General features: G+C 52.2%; 14 protein-coding genes. 5 read left to right on the top strand and 9 right to left on the bottom strand.

Annotated elements, in window-relative coordinates:
* Window positions 1-123 precede the first annotated feature (123 nt).
* The 4 genes from prmA to JI741_RS10220 all read right to left on the bottom strand — a co-directional run bounded on the left by prmA (window position 124) and on the right by JI741_RS10220 (window position 3,467).
* A complete protein-coding gene (gene prmA / locus JI741_RS10235) occupies window positions 124-951 on the bottom strand; it encodes a 50S ribosomal protein L11 methyltransferase (protein WP_202008973.1) in 828 nt (275 codons plus the stop codon).
* 97 nt (window positions 952-1,048) lie between these two features.
* Window positions 1,049-1,810: a triose-phosphate isomerase gene (gene tpiA / locus JI741_RS10230; protein ID WP_202008972.1), complete on the bottom strand. Its 762-nt coding sequence runs from the start codon at window positions 1,808-1,810 to the stop codon at window positions 1,049-1,051.
* Between the two features lie 76 nt (window positions 1,811-1,886).
* A complete protein-coding gene (gene gldB, locus JI741_RS10225) occupies window positions 1,887-2,891 on the bottom strand; it encodes a gliding motility lipoprotein GldB (RefSeq protein WP_202008971.1) in 1,005 nt (334 codons plus the stop codon).
* A 69-nt stretch (window positions 2,892-2,960) separates the two neighbouring features.
* Complete coding sequence (locus tag JI741_RS10220) at window positions 2,961-3,467, bottom strand: DUF6702 family protein (RefSeq protein ID WP_202008970.1); 507 nt, start codon at window positions 3,465-3,467, stop codon at window positions 2,961-2,963.
* A gap of 204 nt (window positions 3,468-3,671) precedes the next feature.
* On the opposite strand from JI741_RS10220, the gene JI741_RS10215 reads away from it, so the two are divergent.
* The 3 genes from JI741_RS10215 (at window position 3,672) to JI741_RS10205 (ending at window position 8,856) form a co-directional block, all read left to right on the top strand.
* Window positions 3,672-4,268 (top strand): HupE/UreJ family protein, encoded by a 597-nt coding sequence (locus JI741_RS10215; RefSeq protein ID WP_202008969.1) that lies wholly within the window; start codon window positions 3,672-3,674, stop codon window positions 4,266-4,268.
* Window positions 4,269-4,294: 26 nt separating this feature from the next.
* Entirely contained in the window at window positions 4,295-6,511 is a 2,217-nt protein-coding gene (locus tag JI741_RS10210) for a M1 family metallopeptidase (RefSeq protein WP_202008968.1), read from the top strand.
* A 116-nt stretch (window positions 6,512-6,627) separates the two neighbouring features.
* Window positions 6,628-8,856, top strand: a complete 2,229-nt coding sequence (locus JI741_RS10205; protein WP_202008967.1) for a M1 family metallopeptidase — start codon at window positions 6,628-6,630, stop codon at window positions 8,854-8,856.
* Window positions 8,857-8,912: 56 nt separating this feature from the next.
* Here the strand turns inward: JI741_RS10205 and JI741_RS10200 are convergent, their stop codons facing one another.
* The 5 genes from JI741_RS10200 to JI741_RS10180 all read right to left on the bottom strand — a co-directional run bounded on the left by JI741_RS10200 (window position 8,913) and on the right by JI741_RS10180 (window position 13,751).
* Complete coding sequence (locus JI741_RS10200; protein WP_202008966.1) at window positions 8,913-9,278, bottom strand: hypothetical protein; 366 nt, start codon at window positions 9,276-9,278, stop codon at window positions 8,913-8,915.
* Entirely contained in the window at window positions 9,275-10,228 is a 954-nt protein-coding gene (locus tag JI741_RS10195) for a pyridoxal-phosphate dependent enzyme (RefSeq protein ID WP_202008965.1), read from the bottom strand. Before JI741_RS10195 ends, JI741_RS10200 begins: the two co-directional genes overlap by 4 nt.
* A gap of 115 nt (window positions 10,229-10,343) precedes the next feature.
* A complete protein-coding gene (locus tag JI741_RS10190; RefSeq protein WP_236675987.1) occupies window positions 10,344-11,171 on the bottom strand; it encodes a toxin-antitoxin system YwqK family antitoxin in 828 nt (275 codons plus the stop codon).
* Window positions 11,172-11,274: 103 nt separating this feature from the next.
* Window positions 11,275-13,182 (bottom strand): molecular chaperone HtpG, encoded by a 1,908-nt coding sequence (gene htpG / locus JI741_RS10185; RefSeq protein ID WP_202008964.1) that lies wholly within the window; start codon window positions 13,180-13,182, stop codon window positions 11,275-11,277.
* A 116-nt stretch (window positions 13,183-13,298) separates the two neighbouring features.
* Window positions 13,299-13,751 carry a DUF4293 domain-containing protein gene (locus JI741_RS10180; protein WP_202008963.1) on the bottom strand — a complete coding sequence of 151 codons (453 nt, stop codon included), beginning with the start codon at window positions 13,749-13,751 and terminating at the stop codon, window positions 13,299-13,301.
* A gap of 79 nt (window positions 13,752-13,830) precedes the next feature.
* Here JI741_RS10180 and JI741_RS10175 point away from each other — a divergent pair, with 79 nt between their 5' ends.
* Both JI741_RS10175 and truA read left to right on the top strand, forming a co-directional pair.
* The gene (locus JI741_RS10175) at window positions 13,831-15,030 is read left to right on the top strand and encodes a thiolase family protein (protein WP_202008962.1); all 1,200 of its coding nucleotides are present in this window, start codon (window positions 13,831-13,833) and stop codon (window positions 15,028-15,030) included.
* Window positions 15,031-15,128: 98 nt separating this feature from the next.
* Window positions 15,129-15,881, top strand: a complete 753-nt coding sequence (gene truA, locus JI741_RS10170) for a tRNA pseudouridine(38-40) synthase TruA (protein WP_202008961.1) — start codon at window positions 15,129-15,131, stop codon at window positions 15,879-15,881.
* The last annotated feature ends 36 nt before the right edge of the window (window positions 15,882-15,917 follow it).

The following is a 15,917-nucleotide window of genomic DNA, read 5'->3' as shown; positions in this document are numbered from 1 at the left end:
GGAAAATGAATCATCTGTAAGATACAGGATGCCACGAAGCATTATAAACCTCCTGTATAATTTTTAGGCGCGATTCATCTTGTGCGTTTCACACACGTGCCGTAAATGGGAAATCGATTTCGTTTACTTCTGCAACAGCAACGAAGCCCATTGCTCACGTTCGTCGCGCGTCACTTCGCGAAGGCCGAAGGGTGATGCTTCTTGCAACAGGTCGGGGATGTCGCTGGTAAAGAATCCGCTGAGGAGGAGATGACCGCCCGGGGCGAGGTAGCCTTGATAGAGTTTGATCTCGTCCAGCAAAACGTTTTTGTTGATGTTGGCGAGAATGATGTCGAATGTGCCTTCGAAAGTGAGGTCGCTCAGCTTTCCTTGCTGCTGGTGGATGTTGGTGCAGCCGTTCACGTCGATGTTTTCCTGGCCGTTGCTCACGCTCCAGTCGTCAATGTCGAAGGCTTCCACTTCGCGCGCGCCGAGCTTCGAGGCCATCACCGACAGGATGGATGTGCCACACCCGGCGTCCATCACGCGTTTGTTTTGGTGGTCGATGTCCATCTGGCTTTTTATCATCAGGTAGGTGGTTTGATGATGGCCCGTGCCGAACGACATCTTGGGTGTGATGATGAGTTCGTATTGATATTTCTTTTCGATCTTATGGAAGTCGGCGCGAATCAGGCAGCGGTCGTCGACAATGATGGGCTCGTAATTTTTTTCCCACTCTTCATTCCAGTTTTGTTTCTGGATTCGGTCCTGAAAAAACACCACGGGGGTGAGGGCCGCATATTTGTCTTTGATGGCCTGCAAGTATTCTTTGTCATACTTCTCCATTTCCACATAAGCCTCGAATCCCTTTTCTGTTTCCATAAACGTGTCGAACCCCGCTTCGGCAACTTCGGCCATGATGAGTTCAGAAAAATCGAGATCGCAGATCACCTGCAGACGAGAGTAGTACATAGAGAAACAGAAATGGCGTGATGGGAAAAACCGGAAAAGAAATCAGGGAAAAAGAAAAAGCGCCGGCAAGCGAAACGCTGCCGGCGCCGAAATGAATTTACATGGCTTTGATAACGTCGGCAAACTCGCGCGACTTCAGCGACGCGCCACCCACCAGACCACCGTCTACATCGGGTTGCGAGAAGAGTTCTTTGGCGTTGGCTGCATTCACGCTGCCGCCATATTGAATGGTGATTTCGTTGGCAACCGCTTCGCCATATTTTGCGGCCAGCGACCTGCGGATCACGGCGTGCATGTCTTGTGCCTGCTGCGATGTTGCCGTCTTGCCGGTGCCGATGGCCCAAACGGGTTCGTAGGCGATAATTACTTTTTGAATGCCCGCCGCATCGAGGTGATAGAGGCTTTCTTCAATTTGTTTTTTCACGAGTGCTTCGTGGCCGTTGCTTTCGCGCACTTCCAATGGTTCGCCGCAGCAGAAGATCGGCAAGAGACCGTGCTTCAATGCCACATCAACTTTCTTGGCCAGCAATTTTCCGTCTTCACCAAAATACTGACGACGTTCGCTGTGACCCAACACTACGTAGGGTATACCGATAGATTTCAGCATCGCTGCCGACACTTCGCCGGTGTAGGCACCTGACTCGTGTTCGCTGCAATTTTGTGCGGCAAGGGAAATGCGTGGATCCGCGCCCAAAAGATTTTTGAGGGGAACCAGATACGGAAAGGGCACGCAGAAAATAACTTTCACATCGCCCTTCACTTCATCGGCTACCATGCCTTTGATTTCGGAAGCCAGGATGTTGGCTTCTTCGAGGGTCTTGTTCATTTTCCAGTTGCCTGCTACAATTTTTTGGCGCATAAGTATGGTATAATTTGATTGGATGATTTTTTGACCGTCAAAGATAGTTGAGCTTTTGGCTTTATCGCCTAAAAGGTTATCGCTTTTTCGGTTTGTAGTTCGAGTCCTTGAAGAGTTTTTGCGCGTTGGCGGCCTTCATCACCTGGGGCAGCGTGGCGTCGGGATGTGTTTCGGCATATTTGTTCACGATCTGCCAGCCCACCCATTGCCCGATGCGCCCCGGACATTTTTCGCCCACCTGAATCGTGACGGGCCGTTCGCCGAGATAGTCCTGTTTCACTTTGTGGCTGGTGGCATACAACACCTGGCTGTCGATGAAGCGCGCCCAGATGAGGTCTTCGTTGTTGCGCGAGCCACGGGTTTCGTCGGGTGTATACCAAATGAAAACGCTGTCGGCCACACAGGGCAGCATGTGTTTGGCGAAGTAGAACGATTTGCCAAAGGCCATCATGTCGGCCAGCACGGTTTTGTCGCCGGAAAGATTTTTGTTGAAGCGATCGCTGATGCCGTAGATGAGCATGGCACACGGCACGATGTCGTTGGGATCGTATTTGCGCAGCAGGTAGTCATACATCTTGGGCCGGTATTTTGCGCCTTGTCCCAGATAGAAATCGAGGCTCACGATGATGAGGGTGTCCGACACCAGCATGTCGGTTTCAAGACCTGAAACAACCGTTTGAATTTTGGGCGGTGTGAAGTCGGGATAATAATATTTCAGGTTGCTGAAGGCTTCTTCAAATTGTTGTGTCAGGCCCGAGAGGTCGCCAAACACGCGCTTGGTTTCCAGCACCAGGGTGTCCATGTGCGGGCTGCTGAGCTTGGCGTAGAGGTCGTTGATGAAAACAGAATCGGAGGGATATTCGGTGCGCCTGAAAATATAGTCGCGCAGCAGCGGCTGCCGCGTGAGCAAACCCACCATCTGTTCTTTCGAGGTTAGGTTGACCAGTGAATCCTGGAATTGCTGAACCGAGAGCGTGACCTTGTCTTCGACGGGCGGCACAAACACACATTCGTCTTTCTCACGATTGCAACCCGCAAGCAACACGCCGAGGAATATCACGGCCACAAGGATCTTCTGCATAAGCCAAGGAAATTTTCCCGCGAAGATGGGACTTTTTACGCTATGGTGCGCCGCATCCGGCGCACGATTTTACTTCACATCGAATGTGAGCTTATCGGCCGGCACACTTTTGGTGAGGCGCAGGCTCCGCACGGTTCCGCGCACCGTCACATGAACCAGGTTCGACTGGTCATCGAACGCTTCCATGATGATGTCGTTGCGCACCTGAATGGTCTTCCATTTTTTGACGCCGGTCACTTCGATGTAAAAAATATAGGCGTCGCCTTCCAGTTCGTGGCCGAGATATTTTGGCGCGTGCGCCTTGTTGTCGAGGGTGAGTGTGAAATGTTTTTTCAGGTAGCTGCCCACGATGGCATCCAGGGCTGTGGCATCGGGTTTCTCGATGTCGAACGCGGGTTGTTTCAAGTCTTCGCGCAACGACGTCTCCAGGTCGTCGGCAAAAACGCGCATCATGATCTCGAGTCGTTTTTCTTTTTCGTCCATTTCAATTTCGGTCACCGAAACGTGAAGGGGATGAAGCATGACCGAAAAAAGCAGCCCTTGCAGTGTCGAGATGAAGCCAAAAAGTGAGAGCATTCGTTTGAAGTTGGGAACGGCACAAAGATTATGCTTTCCGCTAAAATACCGAATAAAATACCGAGCCTAATTTCGAATAATATCAGGGTGCGCAAACTAGCTTTGCCGCTCATCGTAAAAAGCCATCCGGTTGCTCATTTGTCATTCCGTAAATAAAAAATATCTATTATACTTGCTCTCTTTTCCAGGGACAGATTGGCGTTTATGACGGAATTTCAAGTGTATTTCATGTTGGGCAAGGATCACATCCTGGACTATGCAAACGGATACGACCACATCCTCTTCATCGTAGCGCTCTGCGCACTCTACATCACACGCGACTGGAAACAGATTCTCATTCTGGTAACGGCGTTCACCGTTGGGCACTCCATCACCCTGGGCCTGTCAACGCTGCACATTGTGAACGTGAAGGCCGACCTCATCGAATTTCTTATTCCGCTCACCATCTTCATCACCGCGGTATCAAACCTTTTCAAAAACGAAAACAATTTGTCGGGGGGAGCGATGCAGATGAATTATTTCTATGCCCTGTTTTTTGGACTGGTGCACGGACTCGGTTTTTCGAACTACCTGCGCAGCATTCTGGGAAAACATGAAAACATTTTCACCCCGTTGCTGGCCTTCAACCTAGGGTTGGAGTTTGGGCAGATCATCATCGTGGTGTTGTTTATGTCGGTTTGTTTTATCCTGGTCGATTTGTTTAATGTGAACAGGAGAGACTGGAAGATGGTTATATCATCGGCGGTGGCGGGCATAGCCCTCATCCTCATGAAGGACCATATGTTTTGGATTCAAAAGTAGAACTCATTAACCTAATATATTTTTCTATGAAACATGTTTTGATGTATGCGCTCGTCATACTCGCTCACGTAGCGGTTGCGCAAACGGCGCCGCAGTGGCAGGGCAAGTTCGAGCAGCTTGAACAAACGCTTCCCACGCCCAACGAGTATCGCACCGGTTCGGGCGCACCCGGCACAAAATACTGGCAGCAAAAGGCCGACTATGTGATCAGTGTGGAGTTGAACGACAACAATCAAAGCATCAGCGGAACCGAAACCATCACCTACACCAACAACTCGCCCGATGTGTTGAAGTATCTGTGGCTTCAATTGGATCAAAACATCATTGCATCCGAAAATTCGCTGAACACTACCGGCACCGGCGCTGTGGTAGACTCAGCAGCAGCGAAGACCTATGCCGTGCAGGTTTCCGATTTCAAAGGAGGCTACAATGTGAAAGGTGTGAAAGAAGTGAATGGCAAACCCCTTCCGTTTTTCATCAACAACACCATGATGCGCGTGGATCTTCCACAGCCGTTGCGCACCGGCGAAAAATATTCGTTCAACGTGGAGTGGTCGTTCAACATCGTCGACCGCAGCGTGTATGGCCAACGCAGCGGTCTTGAATTTTTTCCGGAAGACGGCAACTATGTTTACACCATCGCGCAATTCTTCCCGCGCATGTGTGTGTATGACGACTACGAAGGCTGGCAGAACAAACAGTTTCTGGGCCGCGGCGAGTTCACGCTTCCCTTTGGCGACTACAAAGTGCGCATCACTGTGCCGGCCGATCACATCATTGGCGCCACCGGTGTGTTGAAGAACCCTGCCGACGTTTTGACAAAAACAGAAATTGAACGCTTCGAAAAATCAAAGACCACCTACGACGCCCCCGTGGTGATTGTGACACAGGCCGAAGCCACACAAAAAGAAAAAACAAAATCGGCCCAAAAGAAAACATGGGAGTTTCACGCCGAGAACGTACGCGACTTTGCGTTTGCCAGCTCGCGTAAATTTATCTGGGATGCACAAGCCGTGAAAATCGGCAGCAAGACACCCTTAGCCATGTCGTTCTATCCCAAAGAAGGCAACCCGCTGTGGGAGAAAGAATCGACAAAGGCAGTGAAGAACACCCTGGAAGTATACTCACGCTACACGCTCGACTATCCCTATCCCGTGGCCATCTCGGTGCACGCGGCCAGCATCGGCATGGAGTATCCCATGATCTGCTTCAACTTTGGTCGTCCCAACAAAGACGGCACCTACAGCACAAAAACAAAACAAGGCATGATTGGCGTGGTGGTGCATGAAGTGGGCCACAACTTCTTTCCCATGATTGTGAACAACGACGAACGCCAAACCACTTGGATGGACGAAGGAGTGAACAGCTTCGTGCAGTTGCTCACCGAACTGGAACGCTATCCTGAATTGAACTACACACGCGGCAAGCCCGCCGATCTGGTTCCCTACATGAAGGGCGACAAAAGCCAGATGCGTCCCTTGATGACGAACTCCGAGCAAGTGATCCAGTTTGGCTCCGAGCAATATGCAAAAGCTGCCACAGCGTTGTTCATGCTGCGTCAAACCATTATGGGCCCCGAGCTTTTCGACAAGGCCTTTAAAGAATATTCGCAGCGTTGGGCGTTCAAGCATCCCAAGCCTGCCGATTTCTTCCGCACCATGGAAGACGCGTCGGCCGTTGACCTCGACTGGTTCTGGAAAGGCTGGTTCTATACCACAGACAATGTTGACCAATCGATCGACCAGGTGAAATGGTATCGCCTCCGCACCTCGCAGCCTGTGCTGGAGAAGAAAGACGTGACGGCCAAGAAAGGCGACCTCGCGCAAGGCGATGGCAAGAAGTATGATTCATTCAACAATGGCCCCGAGCCGTTCAGCCTCATCGAAACCGACCCGCGTCTCAATGGCGAATTCGCCAGCCGCGTAGACGACAAGGCGATCATGCAGAAGCTCGACAACAAAAACATCTATGAAGTGACGCTGTCGAACAAAGGTGGCCTGGTGATGCCGGTCATCATCGAGTGGACCTACAAAGACGGCACGAAAGAGATCGACAAAATTCCCGCCGAGATCTGGCGCGTGAACGAACAGAAGATCACGAAGGTGTTTGTGAAGGAGAAAGAAGTGGTGAACATTGTGCTGGATCCTAATTTTGAAATCTCCGACATTAACGTGCAGGACAACGTGTTCCCCAAGCGTCAGGCCGAAACGAAGTTCGACGAGTTCAAAAAGAAAACGAAGTAGTTCACCCGCGATGGTGAACCGCAGAAAGATAAACAGCATTGACCCGATGCGTGCCGGATTTGTTTCCGGCACGCTTCGGTTTTTATAAAGACAGCTCTAAATAAGAAAGAAAAGTGATGAAGAGGATTTTTGTTTGGATCGTTGCCCTGGGCCTGACACACACACTGCAAGCCCAACAGCAACCGGAATGGAAGGGAAAGTTTGAACAGCTGGGAGAAACACTCCCCACACCCAACAGCTACCGCACAGCCTCCGGCGCACCGGGGCAAAACTACTGGCAACAACGTGCCGACTATGTGATCAGCGTGGAGCTTGATGACAAAACACAAAAGCTGACCGGCACCGAAAGCATTACCTACTATAACAACTCACCCGACGCCCTGAATTTTTTGTGGCTGCAACTGGACCAGAACATCTTTGCGCCCAAGAGCATGACCAGCGAAACAAAAACAGGCGTGGTGAAAGATTCAATCCCCGCCAGTTTCTTCGACAACACCACAGGTGTGGCCGTGTCTGACTACACCGGAGGCTACACCATTCAACACGTGAAAGACGCAACGGGTAAAACTCTGCCTCACACCATCAACTACACCATGATGCGTGTTGACTTGCCGGCACCGTTGAAGACCGGCGAGAAATTTACGTTCAGCGTGGCATGGAGCTATACCGAGTACAACCACCAGGTGTATGACGGTCGTGGCGGCTACGAATATTTTCCCGACGACGACAACTATGTGTATACCTGCGCGCAGTGGTTTCCCCGCATGTGTGTGTATGACGACTACCAGGGCTGGCAGAACAAACAGTTTTTGGGTCAGGGAGAGTTTGCCCTTGTGTTTGGCAATTACAAAGTTCGCATCACAGTTCCTTCCGATCACATTGTGGGCGCCACGGGCACCATTCAGAATCCCAAGGATGTGTTGACCAAAGAACAACTGGAACGCCTGGAGCGCGCAAAGAAAACGTTCGACAAGCCCGTGCTTATTGTGACGCAGGAAGAAGCGACGCAAAAAGAAAAAACAAAGTCGACTAAGAAGAGCACGTGGGAATTTCACGCCGACAATGTGCGCGACTTTGCGTTTGCCACATCGCGCAAATTTATCTGGGACGCACAGGCGGTGAAGGTGGGCAACAACACGCCGCTCGCGCAATCGCTCTATCCAAAAGAAGGCAATCCTCTTTGGGAACGCGAGTCGACCAAGGCCATCAAGAACGCTTTGGAACTCTATTCAAGCCGCACCATCGACTATCCGTATCCTGTGGCCTACTCGGTGCACACAGCGCACCAGGGCATGGAGTATCCCATGATTTGTTTCAATGGCGAACGTCCCGACAAAAAAGGGGAATACTCCAAACAAACACTCACCGGCCTCGTGGAGGTGGTGGTGCATGAAGTGGGTCACAATTTCTTTCCCATGATTGTGAACTCCGACGAACGCCAATGGTCGTGGATGGACGAAGGGTTGAATACCTTCCTGGAAAAAGAAACCATTCGCACACGCTATCCCGAATTGTTCGGCACACACGGCACGCCTAAAGGGATCGTTCCGTTTATGCGCGGCGACAAGAGCCAGATGCGACCGATCATGACCACGTCCGACAACATTCGGCGTTCGGAGTTTGGGCCCAATGCCTACTCCAAACCTTCGGCGGCGCTCACCGTGCTACGCGAAACGGTGATGGGTCCGGAACTGTTCGACCGGGCGTTTAAGGAATATGCCCAGCGCTGGGCCTTCAAGCATCCCAAACCTGCCGACTTCTTCCGCACCATGGAAGACGCCTCGGCCGTGGACCTCGACTGGTTCTGGCGTGGCTGGTTCTATACCAACGACAATGTGGATGTTGACCTGGCCGATGTGAAGTGGTATCAATTGAAAAATGAAACCGCCGATCCGGAAAAAAAACAACTGAAGACAAAACGCGGCGACCTCGCCACCGAAAAAGACGGCAAGAACGATTTCAGCCAGGGACCCGAACCGCTCACGCTCACCAACACTTCCGAAGCCCTGAAGGGTGAGTTCAGAAGCCAAACCGACGACAACGCCATCCGCCAGCGATTGGAGGGCAAAAACATTTATCAGTTGAAGTTTAAAAATGTGGGAGGGTTGGTTACTCCACTGGTCATTGAGTGGACCTACAAAGACGGGTCGAAAGAAATTGAGCGCATCCCCGCAGAAATCTGGCGAACCAATGAGAACACGATCACAAAAGTTTTCATCAAAGAAAAAGAAGTGACTAACATTGTGCTCGATCCCAACTTCGAGTTGGCCGACACAGAAATGAAGAACAACGTTTTTCCAAAGAAAGATATACCGTCGCGCTTCGATCAGTTCAAAGCGAAATAGACGGACGATTTTAGTTTACAGGTGTGAAAGACCATCGTCGAAAGGCGATGGTTTTTCTATTTTTTGCCATCGTCGAGATGAAACTTGTGAAGAAAACGGTGCACGAGCGGCGACAAAAAAATGGCCACGATGCTGAGGAAGGCCACGCCGCTGAAGATGGCATAGAACGACGCAAACCATTTTGCGCCATCGTTTTTTAGCGGGTCCACGGGTCCCATGCCCGTGAGGATCATGGAAGCGTTCACGAGCGAATCAATCCACGACAACTCGTTAAAAAAATGATAGCCCAACACGCCAACGAGAAGCGAGGCCACAATGAGCACTACGGTGAACAACCCATAGCGTGCCTGCCGCATCAAAAACTTTTGCTGCGGCAACAACGGATGATGGTAGCGTTCGAAAGGGTGCGTGTCGAGTTTCATTCGGTCATGAGCTTCAGCGCCCGTTCCAGATCCACATTGCCACCGGAGAGAATGATGCCGACGCGTTTGCCTGCAAATTTTGCTTTCGATTTCAGCACGGCCGCCAGTGGCACCACACACGACGGCTCCACCACAATTTTCATACGCTCCCAAACCAGGCGCATGGCCGAAACAATTTCGGCGTCCGACACGGTGATCACTTCCTTCACGTTCTCGCGAATGATGGGAAATGTTTTGTCGCCCAGCGAAGTGAGCAGGCCGTCGGCGATGGAGTTAGATTGGGAGGGTTCGATCTTGCCGCTTTGCATGGAGCGGAACGCGTCGTCGGCGCCTTCGGGTTCGGCCGCGATCACGGTTGTTTTTGGCGAAAAATATTTTGTGGCCAGAGCCGTTCCACTCAACAGTCCGCCACCGCCTACGGGCGCGATGATCACATCGATGTCGTTCACTTCTTCGAACAGTTCTTTGGCGGCGGTGGCCTGGCCGGCAATCACTTCATAGTTGTTGAAGGGATGAATTTCGGCGGCGCCGGTTTTTTTCACCACCTCGGCCAGTGTCGATTCGCGCGCTGCGAGTGTGGGCTCGCATTCAAAAATTTCACCGTCAAAACCGCGCACACCGCGCTTCTTCACTTCCGGCGCCGTGCGGGGCATAACGATGTAGGACTTTGTTCCCATAATTTTCGCCGCCCGTGCCAGGGCCTGCGCGTGGTTGCCCGACGAGTGCGTGCCCACACCTTTGGCGCGCTCGGCATCAGACAACGACAACACGGCGTTCATGGCGCCCCGTGCCTTGAAGGCTCCGATCTTCTGAAAATTTTCGCACTTGAAAAAAATGTGACACCCCGCGGCTTCATCAACCCCTGCCGAGGTCATCACCGGGGTGTGGTGGATGTAGGGCTTGATGCGTTCGTGGGCGGCTTCGATCGTGGTCCTGTCGGGAATGGGCATGGCGGGAAAGGTTAAAGAAACTGGTGGTCGCAAATTGGCAAAAAAGATTCAGCTGCGCGGGCCGGGTGCGTAAAATTTTGAAGGACAGCAGCGGGGAAAAGAAAATGGCGAAGGGTCACTTCGCCATTTTGTTGTTGCGGTAAATTTCTTTGCCCTTGTCGTTCCATTCGGCTTTCACATAGGGTTGCATCTTTTCGTCGAACGGCTCTTTGGGATAGGCCACAATTTTTTTGCGTTTCCCGTTGGCGTAGTATTCGGTCCAGTCGCCCACTTTTTCGTCCCACTGATATTCGCCCTGCACGGCAAGCTGCCCGTTCTCGTGGAAGAAATAGTAGTAGCCTTCTTTCTCGCCAAACTCGATGGGCGTCATTTCTTTCATGTGCTTGCGCTCGTGCGGATCGTAATACGTCACCGTCGATTCGCGTGGCCAGCCGCGATAAAATTTCTCTTTGTCATAGAGCACGCTGTCGCGATGATATTTCATCCAGCGGCCGTGCTTGGTGCCTTTGTAGAAGATGCCTTTCTCCAGCACCACATCGCCCTGACGTTTTTCGTAGGGGCCGTGCAGCAACACACCCTTTTCGGGATCAAAGGTGGTGGTGCGTCTGATCTCGCGGCGGGTATAGTCATACCAATAGATGTCGCGCACGAACGTCTGCGGTTTCTCGGGTTTCTTCAGGTAAAAGAAGAGCTCATAGGTCACTTTGTCGTCAACGCCTTTGCGGGTGAATCCCTTCTTGGTTTTCACTCCGTAGAAAACTTTTTTCTTGGGTTTCTTTTTCTTGCCCGTGTTCACGGGTTCTTCCTCTTTCGTGAAATCGAGGCTGGCGGGCGTGTCGATGGTGAAGCGCTGTTCCGGTTGCTCTTCGGGCTGCTGTTGCGCCCACGACAGCGCGGGCAGCACGAGCATGGCGAGGAACGATATTTTCCGAAGCAATTTCATAGGGAATTTAACGGTCGGGCGTTTGTGATATTGTAAAAATAATAAACCCCCGGGCTTTCTGAAACTCCGGGGGTTTGAATGATCGTTTTGGTCGACAAGTTTCTTACGAAACCATATCCACGCTGCGGCGGATAAAGTTGGTAAGGTCCGCGCCCGTCAGCATGTTTTGCGATAGCAGGGCCAGGTCGTAGGCTTGTTTGGCCAGGCGTGCTTTCTGGTCGTCGGTTTCGGCCTTCAGAATTTTCTGGATGATGGGGTGGTTGGCGTTCACCGACACGTTATAGTTGTCGGGCATGTTGCCCATGAAGGCATAGCCACCGCCGCCGCCCAACTTCGCCATGTCTTTCATGCGGCGCATAAATTCGCTCATGGTGATGACCACCGGCAGATCCTGCGGTGAAAGTGACTCAACGGCCACGGTCATGGCTTTGCTGTTAATGGCTTTTTCGAACACACCTTTCACGGTCTCCTGCTCGGTGTCGCTCAGCACGCTCTCCAGTTTTTCGTCTTTGTCGATAAGTTTGTCGGCCGTTTCGCTGTCAACACGTTTCACCTGCACCTTTTCCAGTTTTTGTTCCAGGGTGTTGATGAAATGGTTGTCGAGCACGCCGTCGAGCAACAGCACATCGTAGGCCTTGGCTTTGGCCGCCTGGATAAAGCTGTCTTGCTTGCCCGCATCGGAAGCGTAGACGTAGATCACGTTGCCGTCCTTGTCGGTTTGGGTCGCGCTCACTTTTTCTTTGTACTCGTCGAACGTGAAATATTGTTTGTCCACGTTTTTCAACAACGTGAAGTCCTTGGCGCGGTCATAGAATTTTTCGTCGCTGATGATGCCGTATTTCACGAAGATGTTGATGTCGTCCCACTTCTTCTCGAAGTCGGCGCGATCTTTCTTGTAGAGCTCCGACAGTTTGTCGGCCACTTTCTTTGTGATGTGGGCGCTGATCTTTTTCACGTTGGCGTCGCTTTGCAGGTAGCTGCGCGAAACGTTCAGCGGAATGTCGGGCGAGTCGAGCACGCCGTGCAACATCATGAGGAAATCGGGCACCACGTCTTTCACCTCGTCGGTGATGAACACCTGGCGTGAGTAGAGCTGGATTTTATTTTTCTGCATCTCGAAGTCGTTCTTCACCTTGGGGAAGTAAAGCACGCCGGTGAGGTTGAACGGGTAGTCCACGTTGAGGTGGATCCAGAACAACGGATCTTCCGAGAAGGGATAAAGTTCTTTGTAGAATGCGAGATAGTCTTCGTCTTTCAGATCGCTGGGCGACTTCACCCACAGGGGCGAAGGGTTGTTGATGATGCGATCGGTGGTAACGGTTTTGTATTTGGGTTTGCCGGCTTCGTCCACACCGTCTTCCTCGTTTTCGGATTTGGTGCCGAACTTGATTTCGACGGGAAGAAACTTGCAATATTTGTCGAGTATACCTTTCAGTTTCCACTCGTCCAGAAACTCTTCGGAGTCTGCATTCACGTGCAGGATGATGTCGGTGCCGCGTTCGGCTTTGGTGGCGGCGGAGAGTTGAAACTCTGTTGAGCCGTCGCAAATCCAGCGGGCCGCTTCGTCTTCGGCCGATTTAAACGAACGCGAAATGATCTCCACGTTGTCGGCCACCATGAAGGCGGAATAGAAACCCAGACCAAACTTGCCGATGATGTCTTTGGCGTCGGTTTTGTCTTTGAATTTTTCCACAAACTCGGCAGCACCCGAGAAGGCGATCTGGTTGATGTATTTTTTGATCTCTTCACCGGTCATGCCAAGGCCTTTGTCGCTCACGGTGATGGTCTTCTTGTCTTTGTCGAAGCTCACCTCGATGGTGAGGTCGCCCAGCTCGCCATTAAATTCGCCCAGTGCGGCAAGCTTCTTCAGCTTTTGCGTGGCGTCAACAGCGTTGCTCACCAGCTCGCGGAGGAAGATCTCATGGTCGGAGTAGAGAAACTTTTTGATGATGGGGAAAATGTTCTCGGTGTGAATCGAGATGGTACCTTTTTCTTCTGTTACGGCTGCCATATGTTCAGTTTTTTCTGGTTAAGGATAACAATGACGGGAAATAATAAAAAATCCCTGTGAATGACAGGGATGGCAAACTTTGTTCCAGCACACCGGGTGTGACAGGATGTCAGAGCTTAGCGAAGCCGGTTGGAGTCGCGCACCAGGCGCTCGTCTTTGCGGATAAAGAAGTTGGCAGCCAGGTTGCAGATCACGGCGATGCCCGGAAGCCACAGGCCCAGCCCATACTGACCACCCGCTTGCAGCGAATTGATCATTTGAATGGCGAAGTAAACCGCAAACCCAATGGTCATGGCCATAAACAACGAGTTGAGGGCGCCAAGCTTCATTTGGGTGAGGCGGTTTTTATATTTTGTGATCTCGATGAGGGCCACGGTGGCCGAGGCAACGGCAAGGATGGCGGTGAGCGAATAGGGATTATATTGATAGTTGTCGCCCACTTTATAATAGAAGGCGGTGAGCACGTGTTGCTCTCCGTTTTGTTCCAGAAACCAGATGGGGAACACCACGCTGCCCAACAGGGCGATGATTGCGATTACCAGAAATACAGTTTGAATTCTTTGCCACATAGGTGCGTTGCTTTAACTTGCCGGCAAAGTAAATAAAATTCATCGTGTAAAGCTTTCGAATTTTTCCAGCACGTCCACCATGAACACGGCCTTCATCATCGACATCCTTCGCACGCCCATCGGCAAGTATGGGGGATCGCTCGCGTCTGTGCGGCCCGACGATCTGGCGGCACACGTAATCCGCAAGCTGCTGGAGCGCAACGAAGCCGTTGACCCGAAGCGCATCGAAGACGTGATCTTTGGCGCGGCCAATCAGGCGGGCGAAGACAATCGCAACGTGGCCCGCATGGCCCTGCTGTTGGCGGGCCTGCCCGTGGAAGTTGGTGGCGTCACCGTGAACCGTTTGTGCGCCTCGGGTCTGCAAGCCATCATGGACGCCAGCCGCGCTGTGATGCACGGCGATGGCGACCTATACATTGCCGGCGGTGTGGAAAGCATGAGCCGCGCGCCCTATGTGATGGCCAAAGCCCACGAACCTTTCGCGCGCAACCCCCAACTCTTCGACACCACGCTGGGCTGGCGCTTCATCAATGCTCAATTGTCGTCGCTCTACTATCCTTATTCCATGGGCGAGACGGCAGAGAACGTAGCGTCCACCTGGAAGGTAAGCCGCGAGGCACAGGACGAGTTTGCCTTTCAATCCCAAACAAAATACATCGCGGCCCATGAAGCTGGAAGGTTTCGCGAAGAGTTGGTGGGCATCAGCATTCCGCACGGCAAAGACGAGTTCACCTTGTTTGAAAAAGACGAGCATCCCCGGGGCACAACCCTGCAAAAGCTGTCCACTCTGAAGCCTGCCTTTAAGGAGAACGGCACCGTCACCGCCGGAAACTCTTCGGGCATCAACGACGGCGCCGCCGCGTGCCTTGTGGCGAGCGAAGCCGCGGTGAAACACTATAAGCTATCGCCTATGGCGAGGGTTGTGTCGATGGCCGTGGCCGGTGTCGATCCGGCCTATATGGGCGTAGGCCCGGTGCCCGCCACACAAAAAGCGCTGAAGCGCGCGGGCCTTTCCATTAACGACATTGGTCTGGTAGAATTGAATGAAGCCTTTGCGTCGCAGTCGCTGGCGTGTCTCAAAGATCTGGGTCTCAATCCCGACATCGTGAATGTGAACGGCGGGGCCATCGCGCTGGGCCATCCGCTGGGGTGCAGTGGTGTTCGCATCAGCGGCACGCTTCTTCACGAGATGCGCAAGCGCGGTGTGAAATATGGATTGGCCACCATGTGCATTGGCGTGGGGCAAGGCGCCGCCGTGGTATATGAGATATTGAGTTGATGGCGACGTTTCGTTTAGACAGGCCTGGACATTTATCGCACATCATCAATACGCACAACTTTTTTAGCATTACACATCCCTCTTCCTGATATTCCGAGATGCGCTACTTCTTCGAGATCTCCTACAACGGTAAAAATTATGCAGGCTGGCAAAGTCAGGCCAACGCCACCGGCATCCAGGCGGTGGTGGAAGACACGCTGTCGAAGATGTTTCGCACAGAAGTCAAAATTGTGGGAAGCGGCCGCACCGACACGGGCGTGCATTGCGAGCAACAGTTTTTTCACTGCGACATCGAAAAGCCTTTCGAAACGGAATCGCTCATCCAGAAAGTGAACTCCTTTTTGCCGCGCGACATCGCCATTCAATCGATCCGCCGCGTGAAAGACGACGCCAGTGCGCGCTACGACGCCGTGGAGCGCACGTATCACTATCGCATCACCCGCAAAAAAAATCCCTTTCGCAACGAGCTCGCGTGGCATTATTTTAAGACCGTCGATGTTCAAACCATGAACACGGCCGCTGCGTTATTAGTGGGCGAGCATGATTTTGAGTGTTTCAGCAAGGTGAAAACGGATGTAAATCACTTTCTTTGCGACATCAAAAAGGCATCGTGGCGCGACGATGGCGATGGGTTGGAGTTCACCATCACAGCCAACCGGTTTCTGCGGGGCATGGTGCGCGCGGTGGTGGGAACGCTGCTGGATGTGGGAACGGGAAAAACCACGGTGAAAGAATTTCAGGCCATCATTCAAAGCCACGACCGTAAAAAAGCCGGCGCCAACGTGCCTCCCTACGGCCTGTATCTATCGAAGGTGAAATATCCGCCTTCGATGTTTGTGAAAGAAATTTAAGGCCTGGGCTGTTCAATGGCTCCGACCACAACGCAT

This window comes from Chryseolinea lacunae (assembly GCF_016735595.1).
GTDB classification, from domain to species: domain Bacteria; phylum Bacteroidota; class Bacteroidia; order Cytophagales; family Cyclobacteriaceae; genus Chryseolinea; species Chryseolinea lacunae.
Note: the sequence above shows the minus strand (reverse complement) of the source record. Positions and strands in the feature narration are given on the sequence as shown.